The sequence below is a fragment of the Streptomyces longispororuber genome (assembly GCF_014656095.1).
GTDB lineage: Bacteria > Actinomycetota > Actinomycetes > Streptomycetales > Streptomycetaceae > Streptomyces > Streptomyces longispororuber.
Genome location: NZ_BNBT01000050.1, coordinates 29,212 through 53,895 on the forward strand (window position 1 = coordinate 29,212; position 24,684 = coordinate 53,895).

Here is a 24,684-nt window from a genome sequence, read left to right on the forward strand (position 1 = left end):
GTCCGCAAAGCGGGGAGCACCGCACCGTCGCGGTGGCAGCAACGCTACTGATGCAGATCAGGTGAAACGCGGAGCTCTTCCGTCGTGCGGGGCACGGGCCGGCCACGGCCGGGAGGGTCGAGAAGTGCCGGGCACACAGCCGCAGCGTCGCTGCTGCGGGGAGTCAGCGGGCGGAAGAGCGAGTGGTACTGCACGGTCGACTTCGATCCACTGCAGCCCCACCTCCTCCGGCCGGTCCCCCGTGGGGGAGTTCCCAGGCGCGCGTGGCGCCGTCCGTCGAGTACGGACCCGAGGGCCCTGAGGTCCGGGCTTGAGAGCGACGCTTCTGCGTGCCGCCCGGGCCAGCAGCCAACAGTATCAGCCGACCGGTCCGCCAAACCCCGAGCTTTACCCATCACTGACGAGTTCTATGCTCCCCGCATGGCTGATGTTCTTGCTCCGGTCGAGGCCCGGCTCCGCGAGGCCCTGGGCGAACCGGACGCGCGCGCGGCGGTGACGTTCCTCGGCACGGACCGCGTCGAGGTCCTCCGGTTCCCGGCCGGGGACGGCGACGGGGTCGTGCGGTACGCCACCCTCGGCATGTCCGCCCAGCCGATGAGCGACCCCACGGCCGTGCTCGCCGACCCGGTGAAGGGCCCGCGGGCGGAGCTGATCCTCTCCGTGCGGGGCGGCCTCGCCGACACCGACAAGGTGCTCAGGCCGCTGGCCGTGCTGGCCGCGTCCCCGCAGGTCGAGGGCGTCGTGGTCATGCCCGGTGCCTCGCTGGACGTGGGCGGCCCGCTGTGGCCGGGCGCCCCCTTCACCGCCGTACTCGTCGCCGAGCCCGGCGGCCTGGTCCCCGACCTGGAACTGCCCGACCCGATGGATCCCGTACGGTTCCTGCCGCTGCTGCCCATGACGCCGAACGAGGCCGCCTGGAAGCGGGTCCACGGGGCGCAGGCCCTCCAGGAGCGGTGGCTCAACAGAGGCACGGACCTGCGCGACCCGCTGCGGGCGACGGTGGCCCTGGACTGAGCCGGGCCTGCCCTGGGCGGGGGCCGGTGCGTATCGGGGGCGGGGCTGGTGCTGAGGCCATGGGGTGGGGTTCACCGCGGGTGGGCTGACTGGGGCTTGGCGCTTCCGCGTTTCCGGGGCGGGCTTGGGCTGGACTGTGTCCGCCCGTCCGTCCGATCGTCTGCCTCGTTGCCCGCCTGCCTCGTCTGCCCGTCTGTCCCCTGCGCCCCCGTCTGCCCCGTGGGCTCCGTGCCTCGCGTGCGCCCCAGGGGCATACGTGGATGCTGTTCTGGGCCCGTCTGCCCCGGCAGTGCGGGCCCGGCGCTCGGCCGGGCCGCGTGCGCCCCGGCCTCGTCCGGACCGCCCCGGTCGCGGCGGGCTCCGCCCGGGTGTGAGCCGGGGCGCTCCGGCTGCCGTCCGTCGGGGCGATGCGTTTCCGGGGCCTTCCGGTCGCCGCCCTGTCGTCCGGTGCCCCAGGGGCGGCTCGATCCCTCCCTGAGCCATTCTGGATTCGCCCGGGTCCGGCCCGGGGCGCCGTGCGTCCGTTCGCGGCCGCCCGGACCTGCGCCGGGGCCGCGCACGGCTGCTCGCGGGGTGGCCGCGGGGGCGCTGCGGCCGCACTCCGGACGGGTGATCGTCCTTGACGAGGCGTCCGCCGGGGAGGACCGTGGGGCGCTATGAGGGGCGAACCCAGTTGCCCGAAGTGTGGTGGCCGGGTCAGGGCTCCCGGCCTCTTTGCCGACTCCTGGCAGTGCGACGTGCACGGCACCGTGCATCCACTGCAGCCCGTGATCCCGCCCAGTGTCGAGGCGCTCGGCGTCGTGGTGCACCGCGCCCAGGTCCCCGTCTGGATGCCCTGGCCCCTGCCGGTCGGGTGGCTGTTCACCGGCGTGGCCTGCGCGGGCGACGACCGCAGCGGCGGCCGGGCGACCGCCGTGGCCTGCTCGGGGCCCGCGCCGCTCGGTGGTGTCGGCGAACTCATCCTCGTCGCCGAGGAGTTGGGCATCGGCCTCGGCGCGCGCTACGCGGGCATCGACGGCCCCGACCCCGGCGCCGCCATGAACGTGGGCAAGCCGCCCGCGGCCAAGGTGCTCGCCGCGGGGCGCCCGACGCCCCTGTGGCACGTCTCCGGCACGCCAGAGGACCGGGCCGTGTTCGCGGGGGAGGCGTGCGGGCTGTGGCTGTGGGCGATCGCCTGGCCCGAGCAGTCGGGGCTGCTGATGTACGACGAGCTGGTGCTCACGGATTTGCGGGACGCGGGGGCAGAGGTGGAGCTGCTGCCGTGCGGGGCGCTCTCGCCCCGGCTCCTCACGCCCTGAGCCCGCACGGCGCGCCCCAGCCCCACCCCTCCCCGATCCCGGTGGCTGCCGCCCCCGGCCCCCCGCCCTCCCGTCTGGGGCTCCGCCCCTCTCCCCCGTCATCGGCGCTCCGCGCCTCGTCCTCAAACGCCGGACGGGCTGAAAGTGCCCCGTCTCGCCGTCGTCGGCCGGACGGGGTGAGATGTCCTTGACTCGCGGTCGTCGTTCGTCCCGCAGCCGACGACGGCGCCCGGCGGACGATTCCAGCCCGTCCGGCGTTTGAGGACGAGGCCGCCAGGCCGGTGGGGGGCGGGTGGGTGGGGGAGGACCCGTAGCGGACGCAGCCCCGGCCAGGCCGTTATCCTTAAGGGCCCTGTCCGTCCCGAAAAGCGTGGAGCCCCGCGTGCGCATCGACCTGCACACCCACTCCACCGCCTCCGACGGCACGGACACCCCGGCCCAGCTCGTCCGCAACGCCGCCGCCGCGGGGCTCGACGTCATCGCCCTGACCGACCACGACACCACCCGCGGCCACGCCGAGGCCGTCGCCGCGCTGCCCCCCGGGCTCACCCTCGTCACCGGCGCCGAGCTGTCCTGCCGCCTCGACGGCGTGGGGCTGCACATGCTGGCGTACCTCTTCGACCCGGACGAGCCGGAGCTGGCCCGCGCGCGCGAGCTGGTGCGCGACGACCGGGTGCCGCGCGCGCGGGAGATGGTCCGCAAGCTCCAGGAGCTCGGTGTGCCCGTGACCTGGGAACAGGTCGCGCGGATCGCGGGCGACGGCTCCGTGGGCCGCCCGCACGTCGCCGAGGCCCTCGTCGAGCTCGGCGTCGTCGCGAGCGTCTCCGACGCCTTCACGCCCCAGTGGCTCGCCGACGGCGGCCGCGCCTACGCGGAGAAGACCGAGCTCGACCCCTTCGAGGCGATCCGCCTCGTCAAGGCCGCGGGCGGCGTCACCGTCTTCGCGCACCCCGCCGCGGCCCAGCGCGGCAAGATCGTCCCGGAGTCGGCGATAGCCGAGCTCGCCGCCGCCGGCCTCGACGGCATCGAGGTCGACCACCCCGAGCAACTGGCGTACGCGCCCGAGGCGGGCCCCCGCCTGCGCGGCCTCGCCGCCGACCTCGGCCTCCTCGTGACCGGCTCCAGCGACTACCACGGCAGCCGCAAGACCGTCTCGCTCGGTGAGTTCACCACCGACCCCGAGATCTACGGCGAGATCACGCGCCGCGCCACCGGGGCGTTCCCGGTGCCGGGCGCGGGCGGAGACCTGCCCGCCTAGCGGCGGCGCACCCACCCGTTCGCACACCGCGCCCCTCAGGCGCACGCGTCATCGGCGCGCCCCCACCCGGCGGCGCGCACGCCCCGCGGCGCCCGCCGCGCCCCCGCCCCTGCCCCCACTTCCCCCACCTCCCCCCACCCCTCCCTTCGTACGACTCTCCGCAAGGCCATCACTGTGTTCGACGTCGCCGTCTTCGGCTCCCTCTTCCTCACCCTCTTCGTCATCATGGATCCCCCGGGGATCACGCCGATCTTCCTCGCGCTGACCGCGGGCCGCCCCGTCAAGGTGCAGAAGAAGATGGCCTTCCAGGCCGTCTGCGTCGCCTTCGGCGTCATCGCCGTCTTCGGCGTCGTCGGGCAGCAGATCCTCGACTACCTGCACGTCTCGACGCAGGCCCTGATGATCGCGGGCGGGCTGCTGCTGCTCCTGGTCGCGCTCGACCTGCTCACCGGCAAGACCGACGAGCCGCAGCAGACCAAGGACGTGAACGTCGCGCTCGTGCCGCTCGGCATGCCGCTGCTCGCCGGGCCCGGCGCCATCGTGCAGGTCATCCTGGCGGTCCAGCACGCCAGCGGCATGGAGCAGGTCTCCGTCTGGGCGGCGATCCTCGCCATCCACGTCGTGCTGTTCCTGGCGATGCGCTTCTCGCTGCTGATCATCCGGGTCATCAAGGACGGCGGCGTGGTCCTGGTGACGCGCCTCGCGGGCATGATGCTGTCGGCCATCGCCGTGCAGCAGATCATCAACGGCGTCACCCAGGTCATCCGCGGCGGCTGACGCCCGCCGCGCGGACCCGGCGCGCACACCAACAGAGCCCTGTACGACATCGGCGGAATCCGGTGTCGTACAGGGCTCTGGAGCGTGAGGGGACGTGCGCGGGCGTTACGAGGCCGTGGTGTCGGCCGGGCGGATGTAGAGGCGCTGGCCGGTGGCGGCCGCCTGCTGCACGATCCGGTTGACGGAGGCGGCGTCCACGACGGTGGAGTCCACGGCGGTGCCGTCGACGTCGTCGAGTCGCATGATCTCGAAGCGCATGGGCTTCTCCCTTCGTCCGGTGATCCTCCTGGAGGAGAACTGTTTGCTACGTACGGGTGTAACGAGTTGCCTCGGTTAAACATTCCCTACGCTAAGGAAATTTTTTGGGAGGCTAAGGAGTGTCCGTGGGTATCACCGTAGCGCGGCTGGTTGTGTTCGCTGAGTAACGGCCACCGGTTGTGCCCCCTGTGTGACGGACGCGACAATGCGTTCCGTATGGACACGGACGAGACCCTCCACAAGACCGGCGAGGTCACGGCCCTGCTGGAGCGCACCAACGGCCTCCTCGAGCGCATGCTCGCCGAGGTGGCGAAGACCCCGTCCACTCACGCGATCTTCGTCGACGCCGGGTACCTGTACGCCGCAGCGGGCCGGCTCGCGGTGGGCACCGAGGACCGGCGCGCCTTCGAGCTGGACGCCGAGGGCCTCATCGAGGCGCTCATCGACCGGGCACGCACGATCTTCGCCGACAGCAGGCTGCTGCGCGTGTACTGGTACGACGGCGCGCGGCGCCGCATCCACACCATCGAGCAGCAGTCCATCGCCGAGCTCCCCGACGTCAAGGTGCGGCTCGGCAACCTCAACGCCAACAACCAGCAGAAGGGCGTCGACTCCCTCATCCGCACCGACCTGGAGTCCCTCGCCCGGCACCGCGCCATCAGCGACGCGGCCCTCATCGGCGGCGACGAGGATCTGGTGTCGGCGGTCGAGGCGGCGCAGGGGTACGGCGCGCGGGTGCACCTGTGGGGCATCGAGGCACCCGAGGGGCGCAACCAGGCCGAGCCGCTGCTGTGGGAGGTCGACAGCCAGCGCACCTTCGACGCCGACTTCTTCAAGCCGTACATCACCCGCCGTCCCGCCGTGCCCTACGAGGCTCTGTCGGCGGCCCCGCGGCCCTCGCGGGACGACGTACGGTTCGTCGGCGCCCAGATCTCCGCCAAGTGGCTGTCGGCGCGCGGCCGCGAGGCCCTGGTGGGCCTGCTGCCCGGCCACCCCTACCTGCCCGGCTCGGTCGACCAGGAGCTCCTCGTCGAGGCCGAGCGGCTGCTCGACTACTCCCTGCGGGGCCAGTCCGACCTGCGGCGGGTGCTGCGGGACGGCTTCTGGGAGCACCTCCAGAAGTGTTACTGAGGCGCCGCCGGGCGCCCGCCGCGGCTCACCGCCGCGTACGGTCCCAGAAGGCGACGAGCGCGGTCGCGGTCGCCTCGGGGCGGTCGGTGTTGGGGGAGTGCTCGGCGCCGGTGACGACGGTGCGGTGCGCGCCGAGCCGCCGGGCCATGTCGTCCAGGAGCGGCACCGGCCAGGTGTCGTCGCGCTCGCCGGACACCACGTGCCGGGGGATGTCCACGGCCGCCAGCTCGTCCACGCGGTCCGGCTCGACGCAGAGCTGCCTGCCGGTGACGATGAGCTGCACGGGGTTGTTGCGCAGCCAGCGGGCCCGCAGCGCGCCGTCGGTACCGTCGGCACCGTCGGCACCAGCCATGTCCGCGTCCTCCGGCGGCTGCACCGCGCGCATCATCTCCCAGACGGCGGCCATCGAGTGCGCCGCGAGCGCGTCCGTGAGCAGGGTGGCGCGGGTGCGCTGGGCGGGGGCGACGCGGCCGGGGCCCGACGACATCAGCGTGAGCGAGGCGAAGGTGCCCGCGGGCGCGAGCAGGACGGCGGTGCGGGAGACCAGGCCGCCGAGGGAGTGGCCGAGCAGGTGCAGCGGGGTGCCGGGCGGATCGCCCAGGGCGGCGGCCTGGGCCAGGACGTCACGCCCCAGCTCCTCCATGGCGTACGCGGCCGGGTCGTCGGGCCCCTCCGACTCGTACTGGCCCCGCCCGTCCACGGCGACCGCGCGGTAGCCCGCCGCGGCCAGGAGCGGGAGCAGCACGATGAAGTCCTCCTTGCTGCCGGTGAACCCGGGAAGGAGGAGCGCGGTGCCCTTGAGCTGGCCGGCGGGCGCGGCGTCCAGGGTCGCGAAGGTGCCGCGCGAGGTCACCAGCGGGCGGGCGACGACACCGGGCGGGGGCGTGAAGGTGGGCGGCCGACTCATACGCCGTACGGTAACGCGTACGCGCCCCTGCGCTGCTGCCCTGCGGCGCCACACCTGGCCTGGGCCCTCGCGAAACGGTCGCGCGGCACCTAGGTGCTGTCCCAGCCCCCGCCGCGCCACCGGCGGGGAAGGCGGGCACTCAGCCGCAGCGCTGGGCGTCGGGGCCGGGCGGGCATAGCCGGGGTGGAACGGGTGGGTGGGTGGGAAACACCGCCGCGGTAGCGGCGGAAAGCCGGACGCCCGGCTGCGGCGCAGTGCGTCGGGGCCGGGCGTCCAAAGCCGGGGTGGAACGGGTGGGCGGGTGGGAGAGAGCCCCGGAGGGGCTTACTGCTCCGCGGCCTCGGAGGCCTTGCCGCCCCGCGTACGCCGCCGCCGCCGAGGCGCCGCCGCAGCGGGCTCGGCGGGCGCGGAGGCCGGGGCCTCCGCGACAGCGGCCGTACCCTCCGCGGCACCGGCGACCGGAGCCCCGGCCCGCGTCCGGCGGCGCCTGCGCTCGCCCCGGGCGGCGGCCCGCTCGGCCTCGGTCTCCTCGGCGGCGGCAGCGCCAGAGCGCCCGCGACCGCGCGAGCGGCCCTTCGCGCCCCGGGCACCGGGCTCGCCCAGGTCCTCCAGCTCCTCCGCGTCGAGCCCCGCCCGGGTCCGCTCGGTGCGCGGCAGCACACCCTTCGTACCGGCGGGGATGCCGAGGTCGGCGAAGAGGTGCTCGGACGTGGAGTACGTCTCGACGGGGTCGCCGAAGTCCAGGTCGAGCGCCTTGTTGATGAGCTGCCAGCGCGGGATGTCGTCCCAGTCGACCAGCGTGATCGCCGTACCGGAGGCACCCGCGCGGCCGGTGCGGCCGATGCGGTGCAGGTACGTCTTCTCGTCCTCGGGCGTCTGGTAGTTGATCACGTGCGTGACGCCGCCGACGTCGATGCCGCGCGCGGCGACGTCGGTGCACACGAGCACGTCGACCTTGCCGTTGCGGAAGGCCCGCAGGGCCTGCTCGCGGGCGCCCTGGCCGAGGTCGCCGTGGACCGCGCCGGAGGCGAAGCCGCGCCGCTCGAGCTGCTCGGCGATGTCGGCGGCCGTGCGCTTGGTACGGCAGAAGATCATCGCCAGGCCGCGGCCCTCCGCCTGGAGGATGCGGGCGACCATCTCCGGCTTGTCCATGGAGTGCGCGCGGTAGACGAACTGCGCGGTGTTCGCCACGGTCTGGCCCTCGTCGTCCGGCGCGGTGGCGCGGATGTGCGTGGGCTGCGACATGTACCGCCGGGCCAGGCCGATGACGGCGCCCGGCATGGTCGCGGAGAACAGCATGGTCTGCCGCTTCACCGGCAGCATGTTGATGATCTTCTCGACGTCGGGCAGGAAGCCCAGGTCGAGCATCTCGTCGGCCTCGTCGAGGACCAGGCACTTGACGTGCTTCAGGTCGAGCTTGCGCTGCCCGGCGAGGTCGAGCAGCCGGCCCGGGGTGCCGACGACCACGTCGACGCCCTTCTTCAGGGCCTCGACCTGCGGCTCGTACGCCCGGCCGCCGTATATGGCGAGGACGCGGACGTTGCGCGCCTTGCCGGCGGTCAGCAGGTCGTTGGTGACCTGCGTGCACAGCTCGCGGGTGGGGACGACGACGAGCGCCTGCGGGGCCTGGGTGAGGTCGTCGGGGGTCCCGCGGCCCGCCTCGACGTCGGCGGGGACGACGACGCGCTCGAGGAGCGGAAGACCGAAGCCCAGCGTCTTGCCGGTGCCGGTCTTGGCCTGGCCGATGACGTCGGTGCCCGAGAGGGCGACGGGGAGCGTCATCTCCTGGATGGGGAAGGGGTTCACGATGCCGACGGCCTCGAGGGCCTCGGCTGTCTCGGGGAGGATCCCGAGATCCCGGAAAGTCGTAGTCAGGGCTATGGCCTCTTCTGTGAGCCGCGGCGCGAGGCGAACGCTGGGGGTCGTGACCGTGCCGGGGACTGCCGGCCGCCTGTTGGATCGAGCCGGGCGAACCGGGTGGCACGGGACCACTGCCGACGCTCGAGCGCTCACACCGCTGAGGGGGTCCCTCCGCATGCCGCGCGCTCGGTGCGCCCGGCCCTGGAGGGCTGTCTGGTCGGAGCCGATCGGGCCACCGACCGGGCATCCTCATTCATGCGGCCCGTCGACATACTCGGCGGGCGCATTACCACTGTACCCCGGAATCCCGCAGGCGTGTCCGGCGATTTGCGTCACTCGTCCCGCGCCCCCGCGCGCGGGGCCGGTCCGCGTCCGCCGTAGCGGGCGGTACGTCGATGGCGTCACAGTGGCTGACCAGGGCCTTCCGCCACCGGGCAGGCGGGCTATTGTGCGCTTCATGGAGACGCCTGACAACGCCGCTCAGCCCGCGAACGACGCAGCCGACGCCGAGGCCGCCGAGGCCCCCACCGGGGTGGCCGCCCAGGACTGGGCGAAAGCTTCCGCCGACCCGCAGTACCGCGCCGCGGTCGTGGACCTGCTCGGCGCGCTCGCCTACGGGGAACTCGCGGCGTTCGAGCGGCTCGCGGAGGACGCCAAGCTGGCACCGACGCTCGCCGACAAGGCCGAGCTGGCGAAGATGGCCTCCGCCGAGTTCCACCACTTCGAGCAGCTCAGGGACCGGCTCGCGGCGATCGGCGTGGAGCCTACCGAGGCCATGGAGCCCTTCGTCGCCGCGCTCGACGGCTTCCACCGGCAGACCGCGCCGTCCGACTGGCTGGAGGGCCTGGTCAAGGCCTACGTCGGCGACTCCATCGCCAGTGACTTCTACCGGGAGGTCGCGGTCCGGCTCGACGCCGATACGCGCGGGCTCGTCCTCGGCGTCCTGGACGACACCGGCCACGCGAGCTTCGCGGTGGAGAAGGTGCGCGCCGCGATCGAGGCGGACCCGCGCGTGGGCGGGCGGCTCGCGCTGTGGGCGCGGCGGCTGATGGGGGAGGCCCTGTCGCAGTCCCAGCGGGTGGTGGCCGACCGGGACGCGCTGTCGACCATGCTGGTCGGCGGGGTCGCGGACGGGTTCGACCTCGCGGAGGTCGGGCGGATGTTCTCGCGGATCACGGAGGCGCACACTAAGCGGATGGCTGCGCTGGGGCTCGCGGCGTAGCTGGCCTCTGGCCTTGGGCGGGGTTTTCCTTCCCGCCCGCCCACCCGTGGCTCCCTGCTTCGACCTGCGGCCCGGGCGCGTAGCGCTTTCCCGCCGTTGTGCGTTCCTTTTCCCACCCGCCCACCCGTGCGGGCCTCGCCTTGCGCGTGCGGACCTACGCCGGGGCCTGGTGGCGGCGTAGGCGGGGGTCGGGGCGGAGGAGGAGGGAGAGGAGCGCGGTCGAGACGGCCAGGGCGCCCAGGAGCGTCATGGGCGCCCGGCCCGAGCCGAGCGCCATGTGCGTGATGAACGCGCCGACCAAGGCCCCGCCCACCCCGGTCCCCAGAACCAGGGCGCGGGCCGGCAGGCGGTGGGCGAGGCGGTGGACCGTGGCCCAGGCGAGGGCCAGGCCGAGGAGTGCGGAGCCGAGTGCTTCCAGGATCACGGTGTGTTCCCTCCCTCATGGCCGGGTGCGGATCGTGCGGCCGGTGCGGTGCGGTGCGGTGCGGTGCGGTGCGGTGCACTGCGGGGCCGTGCGGATCGTGTGGCCGGTGTGGATCGTGTGATCCGTGTGTGGATCGTGGGGGCTGAATCGTGGGGCAAATCGGTCCTAGCCGGTCTACCCCCGGCGTTCGGAACGCAACCCTCCACCCCCATTCATGTCCGGTTCGCACCGATGGTCCCCGTACGCCGGATGAACAGGGAGTGAACACACGAGAACGGCCCGGTGGGTCACCCACCGGGCCGTTCTCCGCGCGCCCTGCCGGCGCGCCTGGCTGTGCGTCCTACAGCGCGCCGAAACCCACCTTGCGCGGGGTCGGCTGGCCGATCTCCACGTACGCGAGGTGGTCGGCGGGGACCAGGACCTTGCGGCCGTTGTCGTCCACCAGGGTCAGCAGCCGGGCCTTGCCCGCCAGGGCGTCGGCCACCGCGCTCTCGACCTCCTCGACGCTCTGACCGCTCTCCAGAACGATCTCGCGCGGCGCGTGCTGCACGCCGATCTTGACCTCCACGCTTTGTCCCTCCGCCGGTCAGTGATGTGCGCGGCCGCCCGCGCCGTACCAGCACAGATTAGCCCGGTGAGGGGACGCGGACGGCTCCGGCCGCGCACGCCAGGAGCGAACACGCGGCGGGAGCGGACCGGCGCCCGCCGGCCTCAGTGGCCCTCGGCCCCGTGCAGCGGGAACCCCGCGATGCCGCGCCAGGCGAGCGACGTGAGGAGCTGCACGGCCTTCTCGCGCGGCACGCCGCCGTCGCTGTGCAGCCAGGAGCGCGCCACCACCTGGGCGAGGCCGCCGAGCCCGGAGGCCAGCAGCATCGCCTCGGCCGTGGGCAGGCCGGTGTCCTCCGCGATGACCTCGCAGATCGCCTCCGCGCACTGGAGCGTGACCCGGTCCACGCGCTCGCGGACCGCCGGCTCGTTGGTCAGGTCCGACTCGAAGACGAGCCGGAACGCGCCGCCGTCGTCCTCCACGTACCCGAAGTAGGCGTCCATCGTCGCCGCGACGCGCTGCTTGTTGTCCGTCGTCGACGCCAGGGCCGCGCGCACCGCCTGCAGCAGGTTGTCGCAGTGCTGGTCGAGCAGGGCCAGGTACAGGTCGAGCTTGCCCGGGAAGTGCTGGTAGAGCACCGGCTTGCTGACGCCCGCCCGCTCGGCGATGTCGTCCATCGCGGCAGCGTGGTACCCCTGCGCGACGAAGACCTCCTGGGCCGCGCCGAGGAGTTGGTTGCGTCGGGCACGGCGCGGCAGGCGAGTGCCCCGCGGGCGTGCCGCCTCTGTCTGCTCGATGGCTGTCACGCCGCCTCCCAGAATCGTCCTTAGTCGCGGTGTGCGCCGCGCCGCCATCGTACTTTTCGGTAACTGTGATGTGCGCGGTGCGAGCGCAGAATTTCACGGACTGGATGCCCGCGGAAGCGGTGCGTAGCAGGGCGAACACGGGCAGCTCCGCGGACGTGCGCCCCGCTCAGCGGTAGTCGTCCTCGTCCAGGTCGACGACGCGGGCCTGCTCCGCCAGGTCGGCCACGTTGCCGGCCTCCGGGTCGACGTCCCGCAACGGCTCGTCCCGCTGCGGCGCCAGCTCCGCGTGCTGCTCGGCCGCGTCCGCCTCGGGCGTCTCCTGGCCGAGGCCGCCCTCGGGCTCCTCGGTCTCGAACGTGTCCGGGTCGGTCGGGTCAACGGTCATGTGGGAACTCCTCGGCTCATCTCTGATCTCCTCCGCCCGGGACGTCGGTCCCCGTGCGGAACGGCCTGCGGTACGAGTGCCCCGCTCGCGCCTCTTACCCGCGAGTTCCCTCTGAGCGTAGGCAACACCCGGCAGGGCCGCTACGCGATCTGTTACGCGACCCGAACGGTACCTGTGACCCCGAACACGTGATCCCTGGCGTGATCGTCTCGTAACATTGCCGCATGTCCTCGACCGAGCTGCCGCACGTGCTTGCCGCCACCGCCGCCCCCAAGCCGGGTGTCGTGAGCGGCACGGAGGGCGAGCGCACGGAGACGGTCGCGCTGCCCGGCCTCACGCTCTCGGTGCGCGCCCGGCCCGGCGCCGCCCCGGGCCTGCCGCCCGCGCTGTACGTGCACGGGCTCGGCGGCTCCTCGCGGAACTGGTCGGCGCTGATGCCGCTGCTCACGGACGTCGTGGACGGGGAGGCGCTCGACCTGCCGGGCTTCGGCGACTCGCCGCCCCCGGACGACGGGAACTACTCGGTCACCGGGCACGCGCGCGCGGTCATCCGCCTGCTGGACGCCCGCGGCCGCGGCCCCGTGCACCTGGTGGCCAACTCCCTGGGCGGCGCCATATGCACCCGCGTGGCCGCGGTCCGCCCCGACCTGGTGCGCACCCTCACCCTGGTCTCGCCCGCCCTGCCGGAGCTGCGCGTGCAGCGCACCGCCGTGCCGACGGGCCTGCTGGCGCTGCCCGGCGTGGCCGCCCTCTTCACCCGGCTCACCAAGGACTGGACGCCGGAGCAGCGCGTCCGCGGTGTGATGGAGCTCTGCTACGGCGATCCGGCCAAGGTCTCGCCGGAGGCGTTCGCCGTCGCCGTGCGGGAGATGGAGCGCCGGCTCGCGCACCCCTACTTCTGGGACGCCATGGCCCGCACGGCCCGCGGCATCGTGAACGCGTACACCCTCGGCGGCCAGCACGGCCTGTGGCGGCAGGCCGAGCGCGTGCTCGCGCCGACCCTGCTCGTCTACGGCGGCCGGGACCAGCTCGTGTCGTACCGGATGGCGCGCAGGGCCGCCGCGGCCTTCCGCGCATCGCGGCTGCTCACGCTGCCGGAGGCGGGGCACGTGGCGATGATGGAGGAGCCGGCCGCTGTGGCTGCCGCGATCCGCGAACTCCTGGCTGATACGGGTGAGTTGAGCGATCCCCATGAGGTGCGCGATGGTGTTGGTGTGACGGACGACCGCCGTGAGCCGGGTACGAAGGACCGCCGTGAACCGGGTACGAGGAGCTGAGGCGCCGCGTGGGACGTCATAGCCGCCGGGGCCCGGCCGACACCGCAGACACCGCCGATGCGTCCGGCATACCCCGGGCCCAGGCGAGCCCTCCCGGACCTGTCGGCACCGGCCGCCGCCGACGCGGCACCTCCCAGGGGGACACGCCCGCGCACGGGACGCCCGCCTACGGGACACCGCCGGGCGCCGTCCCCGAACATGGGACACCGCCGCACGGCACCCCTGCCCACGGCACACCCGCGCACGGCACCCCCGCCCACGGCACCCCCGTGCGCGGCGCGAAGGAGGACGGCACCCCCGGTGACGGAACGTTCGGGCACGGGACGCCGCCGCACGGCACCCCCGCACACCAGGCCTCCCCGGCCACGCCTCCCCGCGGGGTCCCGCGGGTGCGCGGCGGCCACCCGGAGCAGCGTGAACCCGGGGGCGGCTGGGGCACGGTGGGCGGCGCCGCGCCGAAGACCGGCGGGTCCGGCACCCGCGCGGGGGGAGCGGTGTCGCGCGTGTCGGGGCCGAGACGTGAGGACATCGCTGCCTTCGACGCCCTCGGCGCCCCGGACGGCTTCGAGGGCGCGGATGTGTACGCGGCAGGGGCCGAGCCGGTGAGCCGCGCCCCCCGCCCCCGCGACCCGTACGCGTCCGTGACCGCGTGGGGGACCGACGCCGGGGACGACGGCGACGGCACGGACACCGGCGCGCCGGGCGCCGTGGCCGACGCCACCCCGCCGCGCCGCCGCGGCCGGGTCCGTACGGTCACCGGGATCGACGCCGCGGCCGTCACCACCGCCCTCGCCGTCGTCGTGGCCGGTCAGGTCGCCGGGGACGCCAAGGGCTCGGGGCCCGGTACGCGGGCCGCCGACGACGAGCGGGGCGGCGGGCGCGACGCCCGCGACTCCGCCTCGCGCTCGGACAACCGGCCCACGCCCTCGGACTCGCCGACCCCGGAGACGTACGAGCAGAAGATGGGCAGGAAGTACCCGCTGGACGCGAAGCTCACCGCGTCCGGGGACTTCGCGGCGATCGCGGGCTTCGACCGGGGGCCGGGCAAGGGGCGGAAGTTCCGCTACCGCGTGGACGTCGAGAAGGGCATGGGCCTGGACGGCGAGCTGTTCGCGCAGGCCGTGCAGAAGACCCTGAACGACCGGCGGAGCTGGGCCCACGGCGGGGCCCGCACCTTCGAGCGGATCTCCTCGGGGCGGCCCGACTTCGTCATCACGCTGGCGAGCCCGGGGACCACCGCGAAGTGGTGCGCGAAGTCGGGGCTCGACACCCTGCAGCAGAACGTGTCGTGCGACTCGGCCGCCACCGACCGCGTCATGATCAACGCCTACCGCTGGGCGCAGGGCGCCAAGACCTACGGCGACCGCATCCACCCGTACCGGCAGATGCTGATCAACCACGAGGTGGGGCACCGGCTCGGACACGGCCACGTGGACTGCCGGCGGGACGGTGAGCTGGCCCCGGTCATGCAGCAGCAGACCAAGTTCCTCGACCACGACGGCATCCACTGCAAGCCCAACCCCTGGGCGTTTCCCGAAAAGTGAGACGCCTCGGCTCGGAGTGTGAGACGTCGCGTTGACATGACACGCGACATCGTCCATATTTCTCCCCATGTCGATCCGTCACGCCTCCCCGAGCGCCGCCCTTGAGCTGGCGCTGTTCGGCGTGACCGCGCTCTGCGTGGCCGACATTCACTGTCGCTGACGCCCGCCTCCGGCGCGTGCGTCGCGTTCCTCCCTTTTCCCCGTGCCGTCCCGCGTGTGGCCGCGCTCCGTGCGCCGTCCACGATGCGGACCATCGTCCACATGGTGGACCGGCGGTCATCGGTGTGCGCGCCCGTGGCGGGCCCCCTCGCGCCCTTCCCCCCTTTTCTCGTCCTTTCCGCTCTTCCCTTCCGCTTTCCGAGAGGCACTCCGATGCGCAGCCTGCGTCGCTCACCGTCCGTCATATCCCGCCGCCTGGTCACGGCGTCCGCCGCCCTGGTCGTGCTGGCCTCGGGCGCCGCCGCCTGCGCGGGACCCGAGGACAAGAACGACGCGGGCGGTGACAGCAAGCCGCAGAAGGGCGGCACCCTCACCATCCTCAACCGCGACCCCCAGAAGAACTTCGACCCCGCCCGCCTGTACACCTCCGGCGGCGGCAACGTGCCGAGCCTCGTCTTCCGCACCCTGACCACGCGCAACCGCGAGGACGGCGCCGAGGGCACCAAGGTCGTACCCGACCTCGCCGAGAGCCTCGGCAAGCCGAGCAAGAACGCCACCGTGTGGACGTACAAGCTCAAGCAGGGCCTGAAGTTCGAGGACGGCTCGCCGATCACCAGCGCCGACATCAAGTACGGCATCGAGCGCTCCTTCGCGGCCGAACTCTCCGGCGGCGCGCCCTTCCTGCGCGACTGGCTCATCGGCGGCGCCACGTACGAAGGCCCCTACAAGGACAAGAAGGGCCTGAAGTCCGTCGAGACGCCGGACGACCGGACGATCGTCTTCCATCTGAACAAGCCCGTCGGCGACTTCGACTACGTGGCCACCCAGACGTCGTTCGCCCCCGTCCCGAAGGCCAAGGACAAGGGCACCAAGTACGAGGAGCACCCCGTCTCCTCCGGCCCGTACAAGGTCGTCGAGAACACCAACGGCGGCGAGCGGCTGCGCCTGGAGCGCAACCCGCACTGGTCGGCGAAGACCGACGCCGAGCGCAAGGCCTACCCGGACACCATCGACGTCCGCTCCGGCCTCAACTCCTCCGTGATCAACCAGCGGCTCTCCGCGAGCCAGGGCGCCGACGCCGCGGCCGTCACCACCGACACCAACCTCGGGCCCGCCGAACTCGCCAAGGTCACCGGCGACAAGAAGCTCGCCGCGCAGGTCGGCACCGGCCACTTCGGCTACACCAACTACCTGGCCTTCAACCCGAAGAAGAAGCCCTTCGACGACCCGAAGGTCCGCCAGGCCATCGCCTACGCCGTCGACCGCTCCTCGGTCGTCAACGCCGCGGGCGGCTCCTCCCTCGCCGAGCCCGCCACGACCTTCCTGCCGAACCAGAAGGCCTTCGGGTACGAGAAGTTCGACCACTTCCCTGCGGGCGCGTCCGGCAACCCCGAGAAGGCGAAGGAACTCCTGAAGGAGGCCGGTCACAAGGACGGCCTGACCATCACCCTCACCCACTCCAACGCCAAGAACTTCGAGACCAGCCCGGAGATCGCCACCGCCCTCCAGGACGCCCTGAAGAAGGCCGGCATCACCGTCAAGCTCCAGGGCCTGGAGGACAACGACTACGAGGACAAGGTCCACGACGCCAAGGAGGAGCCGGGCCTCTTCCTCGCCCACTGGGGCGCCGACTGGCCCTCCGGCGGCCCCTTCCTCGCCCCGATCTTCGACGGCCGCCAGATCGTGAAGGACGGCTACAACTTCAACTCCTCCTTCCTCGACGACAAGGCCGTCAACAAGGAGATCGACGAGATCAACGAGCTCACCGACCACGCCGCGGCCGCGAAGCGCTGGGGCGCCCTCGACAAGAAGATCGGCGAGAAGGCCGTCAACGTCCCGCTGTTCCACCCGGTCTACAAGCGGCTGTACGGCAAGGACGTCAAGAACGTCGTGATCAGCGACTGGACCGGCGTCCTCGACGTGTCCCAGGTCGCGGTCAAGTAGGGCCGGTCAGGTCACAGCCATGAGTGAGGCCCTCTTGGCCTCGGAGAGCGCGGGAGCGGGCGCCGTCACGGCGGCCGCTCCCGTCACCTCCGGGGCCCGTCAGTTCTGGAGGCGGCTGCGCACCCGGCGCGCCGCCCTCGTCGCGGGCGCGGTCGTCGCCCTGCTCGTCCTGGTCGCGCTCGCCGCGCCGCTGCTCACCGCCCTGGAGGGCCAGGACCCCACCACGTACCACCCCGGACTCGTCGACTCCGCGCGCGGCGGCGTGCCCGTCGGCTCCTTCGGCGGCGTGAGCGCCGAGCACTGGCTCGGCGTCGAGCCGCAGACCGGCCGCGACCTGTTCGCCCGCCTGGTGTACGGCGCCCGGGTCTCGCTCGGCGTCGCGCTCGTGGCCACGTTCCTCCAGGTCGTGCTCGGCGTCGCCGTCGGGCTCACCAGCGGGCTCGGCGGCCGCTGGGTGGACCTCGCGCTCAGCCGCGCCACCGACGTCATGGTGGCGCTGCCCCTGATGGTCCTCGCGCTCGGGCTCCTCGCCGTCGTGCCGAGCGGCTTCCCGCGCCCGGTCCTCGTCGCGCTCGTCGTCGGCCTCGTCGGCTGGGGCGGCATGGCGAAACTCGTCCGCGCCCAGACCATCACCCTCAAGTCCCTCGACCACGTCGCGGCGGCCCGGCTGAGCGGCTGGCGTACGGTGGGCGTCGCCCGCCGCGAGTTGCTGCCCGCCCTGGCCGCGCCCGTCATCACGTACGCGGCGCTGCTCTTCCCCACGAACATCGTCGTCGAGGCGGCCCTGTCCTTCCTCGGCGTCGGCGTCAAGCCGCCCACCGCGTCCTGGGGGCAGATGCTCACCTCCGCCGACGTCTGGTACCAGGCGGCCCCGCAGTACCTGCTGCTGCCCGCCGCCGCGCTGTTCACCACCGTGCTCGCCCTGACCGTCCTCGGCGACGGCGTCCGCACCGCCCTCGACCCGCGCGCGGCCTCCCGCCTGCGGGTGGGGGCCAAGCGGACCAGGAAGACCGAGCAGGTTGAGCGGGTCGACCGGGCCGAGCAGACCCACCGGGCCGAGCAGGTCGACCGGGCCGAGCAGGTCGACCGGGCCGAGCCTGTCGACCGGGCCGAGCAGGTCGACCGGGCCGAGTCTGTCGACCGGGCCGAGAAGGGGGAGGCCTCCGCATGATGCGCACCTCCGGCCCGACCGGCCGCACCGGTCTCACCGGCCGCCTCGGCCTCACCGGTTTCACGGGCTTCGTCGCGCGCCGCGCCGTCGGCGCCGTCGTCACCCTCTTCGTCCTGTCCGTCGTCATCTACGCCGTCTTCTACGTCGCCCCCGGCGACGTCGCCCAGATCACCTGCGGCCCGCGCTGCTCGCCCGCCCAGGTGCACCAGGTCGCCGAGCAGCTCAGGCTCGACGACCCCCTGTACACGCGGTACGTGGACTTCCTGCGCGGCATCGTCGCCGGCCACGACTACTCCACCGGCACCGGCGTGCTGCACTGCGACGCGCCCTGCCTCGGCCTGTCGTACCAGACGGACCAGCAGGTCACCGACCTGATCCTGAACAAGGTGCCGGTCACCGGCTCCCTCGCGCTCGGCGCCATGGTGCTCTGGCTGATCCTCGGCGTCGGCACCGGCGTGCTGTCCGCCTGGCGGCGCGGCCGCCTCACCGAGCGCGTGCTGACCGCCGTCACGCTCGCGGGCACCGCCACCCCGGTGTTCGTCATCGGCCTGCTCCTGATGATCGTGGTCTGCGGCCAGCTCCAGTGGCTGCCGTTCCCGCAGTACGTGCCGTTCACCGACGACCCCCAGCAGTGGGCGTGGAACCTGCTGCTGCCCTGGCTGTCGCTGGCCCTCATCGAGTCCGCCAAGTACGCGCGCCTGACCCGCTCCGCCATGCTGGAGACCCTCGCCGAGGACCACGTGCGCACCTTCCGCGCGTACGGCGTCAAGGAGAGCTCCGTCATCGGCCGGCACGCGCTGCGCGGCGCCCTCGCGCCCGTCATCGCGCTCAGCGCCAACGACTTCGGCACGATGTTCGGCGGCGCCCTGCTCACCGAGACGCTGTTCGGCCTGCCCGGGCTCGGCCGCGAGCTGGTGCAGGCGGTCCGGGTCGTCGACCTGCCGGTGGTCGTCGGCATGGTCCTCGTCACCGGCTTCTTCGTGGTCCTCGCCAACGCCGTCGCGGACGTCCTGTACGCGGTGGCCGACCGACGGGTGGTGCTCGCATGAGCCTCGACGAACACCTGGTGCGCGTGGACGGCCTGAGCGTCGGCTTCGGCGACGTGCGCGCCGTCGACGCGGTCTCCTTCACGCTGGAGCGCGGCGCGGCCCTCGCCCTCGTCGGCGAGTCCGGCTCCGGCAAGTCCACCGTCGCCGCCGCGCTCCTCGGCCTGCACCGGGACACCGGGGCGCGCGTCACCGGGACCGTCCGGGTCGGCGGCGTCGACGTCGGCGCCGCCGGCGACCAGGAACTGCGGCGGCTGCGCGGCTCGGTCGCCGCCATGGTCTTCCAGGACCCGCTGTCCTCGCTCGACCCGTACTACGCCGTCGGCGACCAGATCGCCGAGGTCTACCGCACCCACTCCGGGGCCTCGCGGCGCGCCGCACGCGCGCGTGCCGTCGACGTGCTCGACCGGGTCGGCATCGCCGACGCCGCCCGGCGGGCCCGCTCCCGCCCGCACGAGTTCAGCGGCGGCATGCGCCAGCGCGCCCTGATCGCCATGGCCCTCGCCTGCGAACCCGAACTCATCGTCGCCGACGAGCCGACCACGGCCCTCGACGTGACCGTGCAGGCGCAGATCCTCGACCTGCTGCACACCCTGCGCGAGGAGACCGGCACGGGCCTGCTCCTGGTCACCCACGACGTCGGCGTGGCCGCCGAGAGCGTCGACGACGTCCTCGTCATGCGCCACGGCCGCGTCGTGGAGCGCGGCCCCGTCGCCGACGTCCTCGCCGCGCCCCGCGAGCCGTACACGCGGCGGCTCCTGAGCGCGGTGCCGCGCGTGGACGCCCCCCGCGAGGAACGCGGCGGGGACCTCGGCGACGTCGTCGTCGAGGCCCAGGGGCTGCGGCGCGCGTTCGGGCGCGGCAGAGGCGCCTTCACCGCCGTCGACGACGTCTCCCTCACCGTGCGCGCCGGCGAGACCCTCGGCGTCGTCGGCGAGAGCGGCAGCGGCAAGACGACCCTGGGCCGGATGCTCGTGGGGCTCCTGGAGCCCACCTCCGGCCGGCTGCTCCACGGCGGCGCCGAGAAGCAGCGCCCCGGCCCCGTGCCGGGCGCCCAGATGGTGTTCCAGGACCCCGTCTCCTCGCTCAACCCGCGCCGCTCGGTGGGCGAGTCCGTCGCCGACCCGCTGCGGGCACGGGGCGATCGCGACGAGGGGGCCATCCGCGCCCGCGTACGCGACCTCCTGGAGCGCGTCGGCCTCGACCCCGCGCACTACGACCGCTACCCGCACGAGTTCAGCGGCGGCCAGCGCCAGCGCGTCGGCATCGCCCGGGCCCTCGCCGCCGAACCCCGGCTCATCGTCTGCGACGAACCGGTCTCCGCGCTGGACGTCACCACCCAGGCCCAGGTCACCGCGCTGCTCGCCGAGTTGCAGCGCGAACTGGGACTCGCGCTGGTCTTCGTCGCCCACGACCTCGCCGTGGTGCGCCAGGTCAGCGACCGTATCGCCGTGATGCGCCGCGGCAGGCTCGTCGAGTACGGCTCCGTGGACGAGGTCTACGGCGCGCCCCGGGACCCGTACACGCGGGAACTGCTCGCCGCCGTGCCCGCCCTCGACCCGGCGGTCGCGGCCGAGCGGCGCGCCGCGCGCCGCGCGCAGGCACGGTCGGCGGCGGTGCCCGAGGAGCTCGCCGCGGTGTGACGCCTTGACGCGCGGCGTGCGGGTGACGTGTGAACACCGTCCCGTACGGGAGTTCACGGCGCCGGGCCGGGGCGCCCGTCGGCGCGGCGTGAGCCGTCCATAGCGCGGCGGAACGCCGCCGACGCGGGAAAGTTACTGCGCTTCACCCCTTTTGGTGGCGCGATGGACAACCGTCCGTCGCGCCACCGGCATGTCCGCATACGTTCGTCCCGCTGCGAGCCGTCGGTCCAACGGCGGCTCCCCATACGGGAGAACGGGGGTGCACACGTGCGCGTCGGACTGCTTACGGAGGGTGGCTATCCGTATGTGGACGGTGAGGCCCGGCTCTGGTGCGACCGGCTCGTGCGCGGGCTCGGGCAGCACGAGTTCCACGTGTACGCGCTGAGCCGCAGCGCCCACCAGGAAGCGCTCGGCCGGTGTGCCCTGCCGCCCCAGGTCCGCGCCGTACGCAGCGCCCCCCTGTGGGGCGATCCCCCCGGGCGGCCGGTCCGGTGGGGCCGGCGCCGCGCCGGGCGGCGGTTCGCCGAGGCCTTCGGCGAGCTCGCCGCGGCGGTGTGCGCGGGAGCGGGACAGGGCGCGGCGCCACCCCCTGAACAGGGCGCGGAGGAGGGCTCCGCCGCTCTGGCGGACCGTTTCGGCAGCGGGCTCTACGGGCTCGCCGACCTCGCCCGCGACACCGGCCCCCTCAGCGGTGCCCTGCGCTCCGAGGCCGCGGTGGCCGCCCTGGAGCGCGCCTGCCGGGCACCCGGCGCGCACCGGGCCGCACGCGCCGCCCGCGTCCCCGACCTGCTCGCCGTGGCGGCGGAGCTGGAACGGCTGCTGCGCCCGCTGTCCCTCGACTGGTACGGCGACGACGCGCTCGGCGCGGTCGACCTCTGCCACGCCACGTCCACCGGTGCCGCCGCCCTGCCGGGGCTGCTCGCCCGGCACTTCGCGGGCGTCCCGCTGCTCGTCACCGAGTACGGGGTGCGGCTGCGGGCGCACTATCTGGCTGGGGCTGGGGCTGGGGCTGGGGCTGGGGTTGGGGCTGGAGTTGGCGTGGCCGACGCCGGGGCCGGGGCCGGGGCGGATGCGGGTGCGGTCGCGGAGGGCGTGCGCGTGCCCGAGGGGTTCGGCGGAGGGGGCCCCGGGGGAGGGGCGGCGGGTTCCGGTGGGCCCGCGCGGGCCCTGGTCGCCGCCCTCCACGGCAGGCTCGCCGCCGAGGCCTACCGCAGGGCCGCCGTCGTCACGTCCGGCAGCGCCCACGCCCGCCGCTGGCAGGAACGGTGCGGCGCCGACCGCGCCACGCTGCGCACGGTCCACCCCGGCCTGGACGCGGAGCGCTTCGCCGAGGTCGGCGAACGCGAGGGCCCCGGCGACCCGGGCACCCTCCTCTGGGTCGGCCGGATCGAGCCCGCCAAGGACCTGGTCTCCCTCCTGCACGCCTTCGCCGAGGTCCGCGAGGCGGTGCCCGCGGCACGGCTGCGCGTCGTCGGCACGGCCGCGGACGGGCCGGGGGCCTCGACGTACCTCGCGCACTGCCGGGAGCTGGCCGCCCAGCTCTTCCCGGCCGGGGCCGGCGGTACGGGCGCCGCGGGCCCCCACCCGGTGCCTCCGGTGCCCCCGGTGCCTCCGGTGTCCTTCGAGGAGGTCGGCGGCGGCCGGGGGGTGCCCGACCTCGCGGCCGTGTACGCCGCCTCAGGCGTGGTCGTCCTCTCCAGCGTCGTCGAGGGCTTCCCGGTCGGCCTCGTCGAGGCGATGCTCTGCGGGCGCGCCACGGTCTCGACGGACGTCGGCGCGGTGGTCGAGGTCGTCGGCGGCACCGGCCTGGTGGTGCCCCCGCGCGACCCGCGGGCGCTCGCGCAGGCGTGCGTGGCGCTGCTGCGCGACCCCGCGCGGCGCGCGCGCCTCGGGGCGGCGGCGCGCGCCAGGGCGCTCGAACTCTTCACGGTCGAGCAGAACGTCGCCGCGTTCCACGGCCTGTACCTGGAGATCGTCTCGCGCTGCCCGGTACGCCGCGAAGCCGTCGACGAGGCCGGCGCACCGGTGCCGTTCGGGCACCCGGCCGAGGCGTCGGTGCCGGGCCGGTGGACGGCCGGACGGGGGTCGTCGGTCGCGCCTTACGGGGGCGCGGCGGTCGCCTCGTACGGGGGCGCTTCGGCTCATGGAGTACCTGGAGTACCCGGAGCCCTCGGCGTACCCGGAGCCCTCGGCGTACCCGGAGTACCCAGTGCGCCCGGAGCGCCCGGTGGCGCGCTCGGCGGCTCCACGCCCGCCGCCGGGCCGAGCTGGGCCGCCCGCCACGGCCTGCCCGGCCACCTGCGGGAGGCGGCCTCGTGACCCGCATCGAACCGTCGACGGACGTGCCCCGGGCGCCTGAGGGCGCGGCCGGGTGGGACCCGCGCTCGGACGAACTGGCGCGGGGGCGCGGGATTGGACGACCGGCCGCGTCCGGGGCCCCCGGGGAGGCCGACCGGCCGAGTCGAGCCGCGGACCGGCCGGGCGAAGCCGCCGACGGGCCGGGCCGTGCTCCGGACCGGCCGGGCGGAAGCGCGGCCTCCGGTGGTGCTGACCCGGCCCCGGGTGCCGTGCCGAGCCCTCCGCCCGGGGACCCCGTCAAGGCGCTGCTGCACCGCCACCGCGCCCTGTGCGAGCGCGCCGTGGACCCCCTGGAGATCGCGGCGGCGCTCGAAGCGCACGGCATGACCGACCGGACGGCCGCGCGGTACCGGCACCGCGACGTGTTCTCCCTCGCCGAGGAGATGTACGCGCGCGTGCCGCGCGACAGCGCCGTCTGCGACACCCCGGCGACCGCGCCGGGGACCGCGCCCGGAGGGGACCCGCGCGCCGCGGGCACCGGCCACGACACCTCCCGGGCGGGCGCCCGGCCCGTACTCCACGCGCGCTGGGCCGTGTGCGCGCTCCTGCCGGGCGCCGTGTGCGCCCTCGCCGTCGTGGGGCTCGCCCTGCCCGAGCGCGGCGTCCGGCTCGCCGAGGCACTCGCGGGGGCGCTCGCCCTCGCCGCGCCCCTGACCACCGCCCTGCGGCACGCGCCGCCGCGCGCCGCGCGCTCCGGGGCGGCCACGCGCGCGTGGGTCTGCTGGCTGCTCGCGTACGCCGTCCTGGGCGACGGGCTGCTGCGCGCCACCGTGCCGGACGGAACCGGCCGGCCCTGGGCCCCGTCGGCCGTGGTGGTCCTCGGGCTCGCCGCAGCCGTCGCCCCCGGCATGGCGTGCGCGCGGCTGTTCACGGCGCGGGCCCGCCGCCGGCTCGGCGCCAGCCGGGGCCTCGCGGAGTTCGCCGCGTCCGTACGGCCGCTGCTGATCACTGTGGTCGCGCTGTACGCGGGCGCGGTGGCGCTGGCGTTCGCCGGGGCGGACTCCGTGCTCGGCGCGGTGGGCGGCGACCTGGCCGCGGGCCCTGAGACGGGCCCTGACGCGGCCCCTGGCGCGAGCCTCGCCACGGGCCCGGTGACGGGTCTGGTCGCGGATCCCGCCGGGCCCGCGGGCAGCGGCGCGGTGTGCGCGGGCGCCGGGGCGCTCGCCGTGCTGCTGTGGCTCGGCCGGATGCTCGCGGCGCACGGCTCCACGCGCGCCCCCGCCCTGGTGTACGCGGCCGTCGGCACGGCCCAGGCGGCACCCCTGGCCCTCGTCGGCGCGGCCCGACTGCCCGGGTGCGGCTTCCTCGCGTCCCCGGCGGAGACCGCCGCGCTCACCTGGAGCGCGCCCGCCCTCGCCTGCGGGGCCGGAGCCGTGGTGCTGCTCGTCCGCGCCGTCCGCGTCCTCGGCCGCGCCTCCGCGCACGCCGCCGGGGGTGGGGCATGACCGCACGCCCCCAGCCACGGTGTGCACCACCCCAGCCGCGGTGTGCGCCGCCTGGCTCATGGTGCGCGCCGCCCCGCCTTTGGTGCGCGCCGCCCCACCCCTGGTGCGCGCCGCCCCAACCACGCCAGGCACCCCGCCACGCCCCCCACCACGCGCGCCCCCGCCCCCGGCGCGCCACACCTGTCGCACCCCCGCGGCCGCGACACGCCC

General features: G+C 74.6%; 22 protein-coding genes. 15 read left to right on the top strand and 7 right to left on the bottom strand.

Annotated elements, in window-relative coordinates; translation table 11 throughout:
- Window positions 1-420 precede the first annotated feature (420 nt).
- The 4 genes from IE330_RS17745 to IE330_RS17760 all read left to right on the top strand — a co-directional run bounded on the left by IE330_RS17745 (window position 421) and on the right by IE330_RS17760 (window position 4,347).
- Complete coding sequence (locus IE330_RS17745; RefSeq protein ID WP_190137008.1) at window positions 421-1,014, top strand: suppressor of fused domain protein; 594 nt, start codon at window positions 421-423, stop codon at window positions 1,012-1,014.
- A gap of 656 nt (window positions 1,015-1,670) precedes the next feature.
- Window positions 1,671-2,312 carry a DUF6758 family protein gene (locus IE330_RS17750; RefSeq protein WP_190137009.1) on the top strand — a complete coding sequence of 214 codons (642 nt, stop codon included), beginning with the start codon at window positions 1,671-1,673 and terminating at the stop codon, window positions 2,310-2,312.
- 382 nt (window positions 2,313-2,694) lie between these two features.
- A complete protein-coding gene (locus IE330_RS17755) occupies window positions 2,695-3,570 on the top strand; it encodes a PHP domain-containing protein (RefSeq protein ID WP_190137010.1) in 876 nt (291 codons plus the stop codon).
- A 174-nt stretch (window positions 3,571-3,744) separates the two neighbouring features.
- A complete protein-coding gene (locus tag IE330_RS17760) occupies window positions 3,745-4,347 on the top strand; it encodes a MarC family protein (RefSeq protein ID WP_190137011.1) in 603 nt (200 codons plus the stop codon).
- Window positions 4,348-4,452: 105 nt separating this feature from the next.
- Here the strand turns inward: IE330_RS17760 and IE330_RS17765 are convergent, their stop codons facing one another.
- Window positions 4,453-4,605 carry a DUF8834 family protein gene (locus IE330_RS17765; protein ID WP_190137012.1) on the bottom strand — a complete coding sequence of 51 codons (153 nt, stop codon included), beginning with the start codon at window positions 4,603-4,605 and terminating at the stop codon, window positions 4,453-4,455.
- Between the two features lie 216 nt (window positions 4,606-4,821).
- Here IE330_RS17765 and IE330_RS17770 point away from each other — a divergent pair, with 216 nt between their 5' ends.
- Window positions 4,822-5,736 (top strand): NYN domain-containing protein, encoded by a 915-nt coding sequence (locus tag IE330_RS17770; protein ID WP_190137013.1) that lies wholly within the window; start codon window positions 4,822-4,824, stop codon window positions 5,734-5,736.
- 25 nt (window positions 5,737-5,761) lie between these two features.
- On the opposite strand, the gene IE330_RS17775 is transcribed toward IE330_RS17770, so the two are convergent.
- Entirely contained in the window at window positions 5,762-6,643 is an 882-nt protein-coding gene (locus IE330_RS17775) for an alpha/beta fold hydrolase (RefSeq protein ID WP_190137014.1), read from the bottom strand.
- A gap of 324 nt (window positions 6,644-6,967) precedes the next feature.
- A complete protein-coding gene (locus tag IE330_RS17780) occupies window positions 6,968-8,449 on the bottom strand; it encodes a DEAD/DEAH box helicase (RefSeq protein ID WP_373314675.1) in 1,482 nt (493 codons plus the stop codon).
- A 502-nt stretch (window positions 8,450-8,951) separates the two neighbouring features.
- On the opposite strand from IE330_RS17780, the gene IE330_RS17785 reads away from it, so the two are divergent.
- A complete protein-coding gene (locus IE330_RS17785; protein ID WP_190137015.1) occupies window positions 8,952-9,725 on the top strand; it encodes a ferritin-like fold-containing protein in 774 nt (257 codons plus the stop codon).
- Between the two features lie 154 nt (window positions 9,726-9,879).
- Here IE330_RS17785 and IE330_RS17790 read toward each other — a convergent pair whose 3' ends face one another.
- The 4 genes from IE330_RS17790 to IE330_RS17805 form a co-directional block, all read right to left on the bottom strand.
- Entirely contained in the window at window positions 9,880-10,149 is a 270-nt protein-coding gene (locus tag IE330_RS17790) for a hypothetical protein (RefSeq protein ID WP_190137016.1), read from the bottom strand.
- A gap of 340 nt (window positions 10,150-10,489) precedes the next feature.
- Entirely contained in the window at window positions 10,490-10,717 is a 228-nt protein-coding gene (locus IE330_RS17795) for a DUF3107 domain-containing protein (RefSeq protein WP_190137017.1), read from the bottom strand.
- Window positions 10,718-10,860: 143 nt separating this feature from the next.
- On the bottom strand, window positions 10,861-11,502 hold the full coding sequence (locus IE330_RS17800; protein WP_190137018.1) for a TetR/AcrR family transcriptional regulator: 642 nt from the start codon (window positions 11,500-11,502) through the stop codon (window positions 10,861-10,863).
- A 166-nt stretch (window positions 11,503-11,668) separates the two neighbouring features.
- Window positions 11,669-11,887 carry a hypothetical protein gene (locus tag IE330_RS17805; RefSeq protein WP_190137019.1) on the bottom strand — a complete coding sequence of 73 codons (219 nt, stop codon included), beginning with the start codon at window positions 11,885-11,887 and terminating at the stop codon, window positions 11,669-11,671.
- A 224-nt stretch (window positions 11,888-12,111) separates the two neighbouring features.
- On the opposite strand from IE330_RS17805, the gene IE330_RS17810 reads away from it, so the two are divergent.
- The 9 genes from IE330_RS17810 (at window position 12,112) to IE330_RS17845 (ending at window position 24,474) form a co-directional block, all read left to right on the top strand.
- Entirely contained in the window at window positions 12,112-13,164 is a 1,053-nt protein-coding gene (locus tag IE330_RS17810; protein WP_190137020.1) for an alpha/beta fold hydrolase, read from the top strand.
- An 8-nt stretch (window positions 13,165-13,172) separates the two neighbouring features.
- Window positions 13,173-14,708, top strand: coding sequence for a DUF3152 domain-containing protein (locus tag IE330_RS17815; RefSeq protein WP_190137021.1), 1,536 nt, complete (start codon window positions 13,173-13,175; stop codon window positions 14,706-14,708).
- Between the two features lie 67 nt (window positions 14,709-14,775).
- Window positions 14,776-14,868, top strand: coding sequence for an Ms4533A family Cys-rich leader peptide (locus IE330_RS40050; protein ID WP_349239331.1), 93 nt, complete (start codon window positions 14,776-14,778; stop codon window positions 14,866-14,868).
- Between the two features lie 212 nt (window positions 14,869-15,080).
- Window positions 15,081-16,811 (top strand): ABC transporter substrate-binding protein, encoded by a 1,731-nt coding sequence (locus IE330_RS17820; protein ID WP_190137022.1) that lies wholly within the window; start codon window positions 15,081-15,083, stop codon window positions 16,809-16,811.
- Between the two features lie 19 nt (window positions 16,812-16,830).
- Window positions 16,831-17,982 carry an ABC transporter permease gene (locus tag IE330_RS17825; protein WP_190137023.1) on the top strand — a complete coding sequence of 384 codons (1,152 nt, stop codon included), beginning with the start codon at window positions 16,831-16,833 and terminating at the stop codon, window positions 17,980-17,982.
- Complete coding sequence (locus IE330_RS17830; RefSeq protein WP_229925723.1) at window positions 17,979-19,031, top strand: ABC transporter permease; 1,053 nt, start codon at window positions 17,979-17,981, stop codon at window positions 19,029-19,031. The genes IE330_RS17825 and IE330_RS17830 overlap by 4 nt, the downstream gene beginning before the upstream one ends.
- The gene (locus IE330_RS17835) at window positions 19,028-20,671 is read left to right on the top strand and encodes a dipeptide ABC transporter ATP-binding protein (protein WP_190137024.1); all 1,644 of its coding nucleotides are present in this window, start codon (window positions 19,028-19,030) and stop codon (window positions 20,669-20,671) included. Before IE330_RS17830 ends, IE330_RS17835 begins: the two co-directional genes overlap by 4 nt.
- Before the next feature lie 267 nt (window positions 20,672-20,938).
- Window positions 20,939-22,990 carry a glycosyltransferase gene (locus tag IE330_RS17840; RefSeq protein WP_229925724.1) on the top strand — a complete coding sequence of 684 codons (2,052 nt, stop codon included), beginning with the start codon at window positions 20,939-20,941 and terminating at the stop codon, window positions 22,988-22,990.
- Between the two features lie 248 nt (window positions 22,991-23,238).
- Window positions 23,239-24,474 (top strand): TrbL/VirB6 family protein, encoded by a 1,236-nt coding sequence (locus IE330_RS17845; RefSeq protein WP_190137026.1) that lies wholly within the window; start codon window positions 23,239-23,241, stop codon window positions 24,472-24,474.
- The last annotated feature ends 210 nt before the right edge of the window (window positions 24,475-24,684 follow it).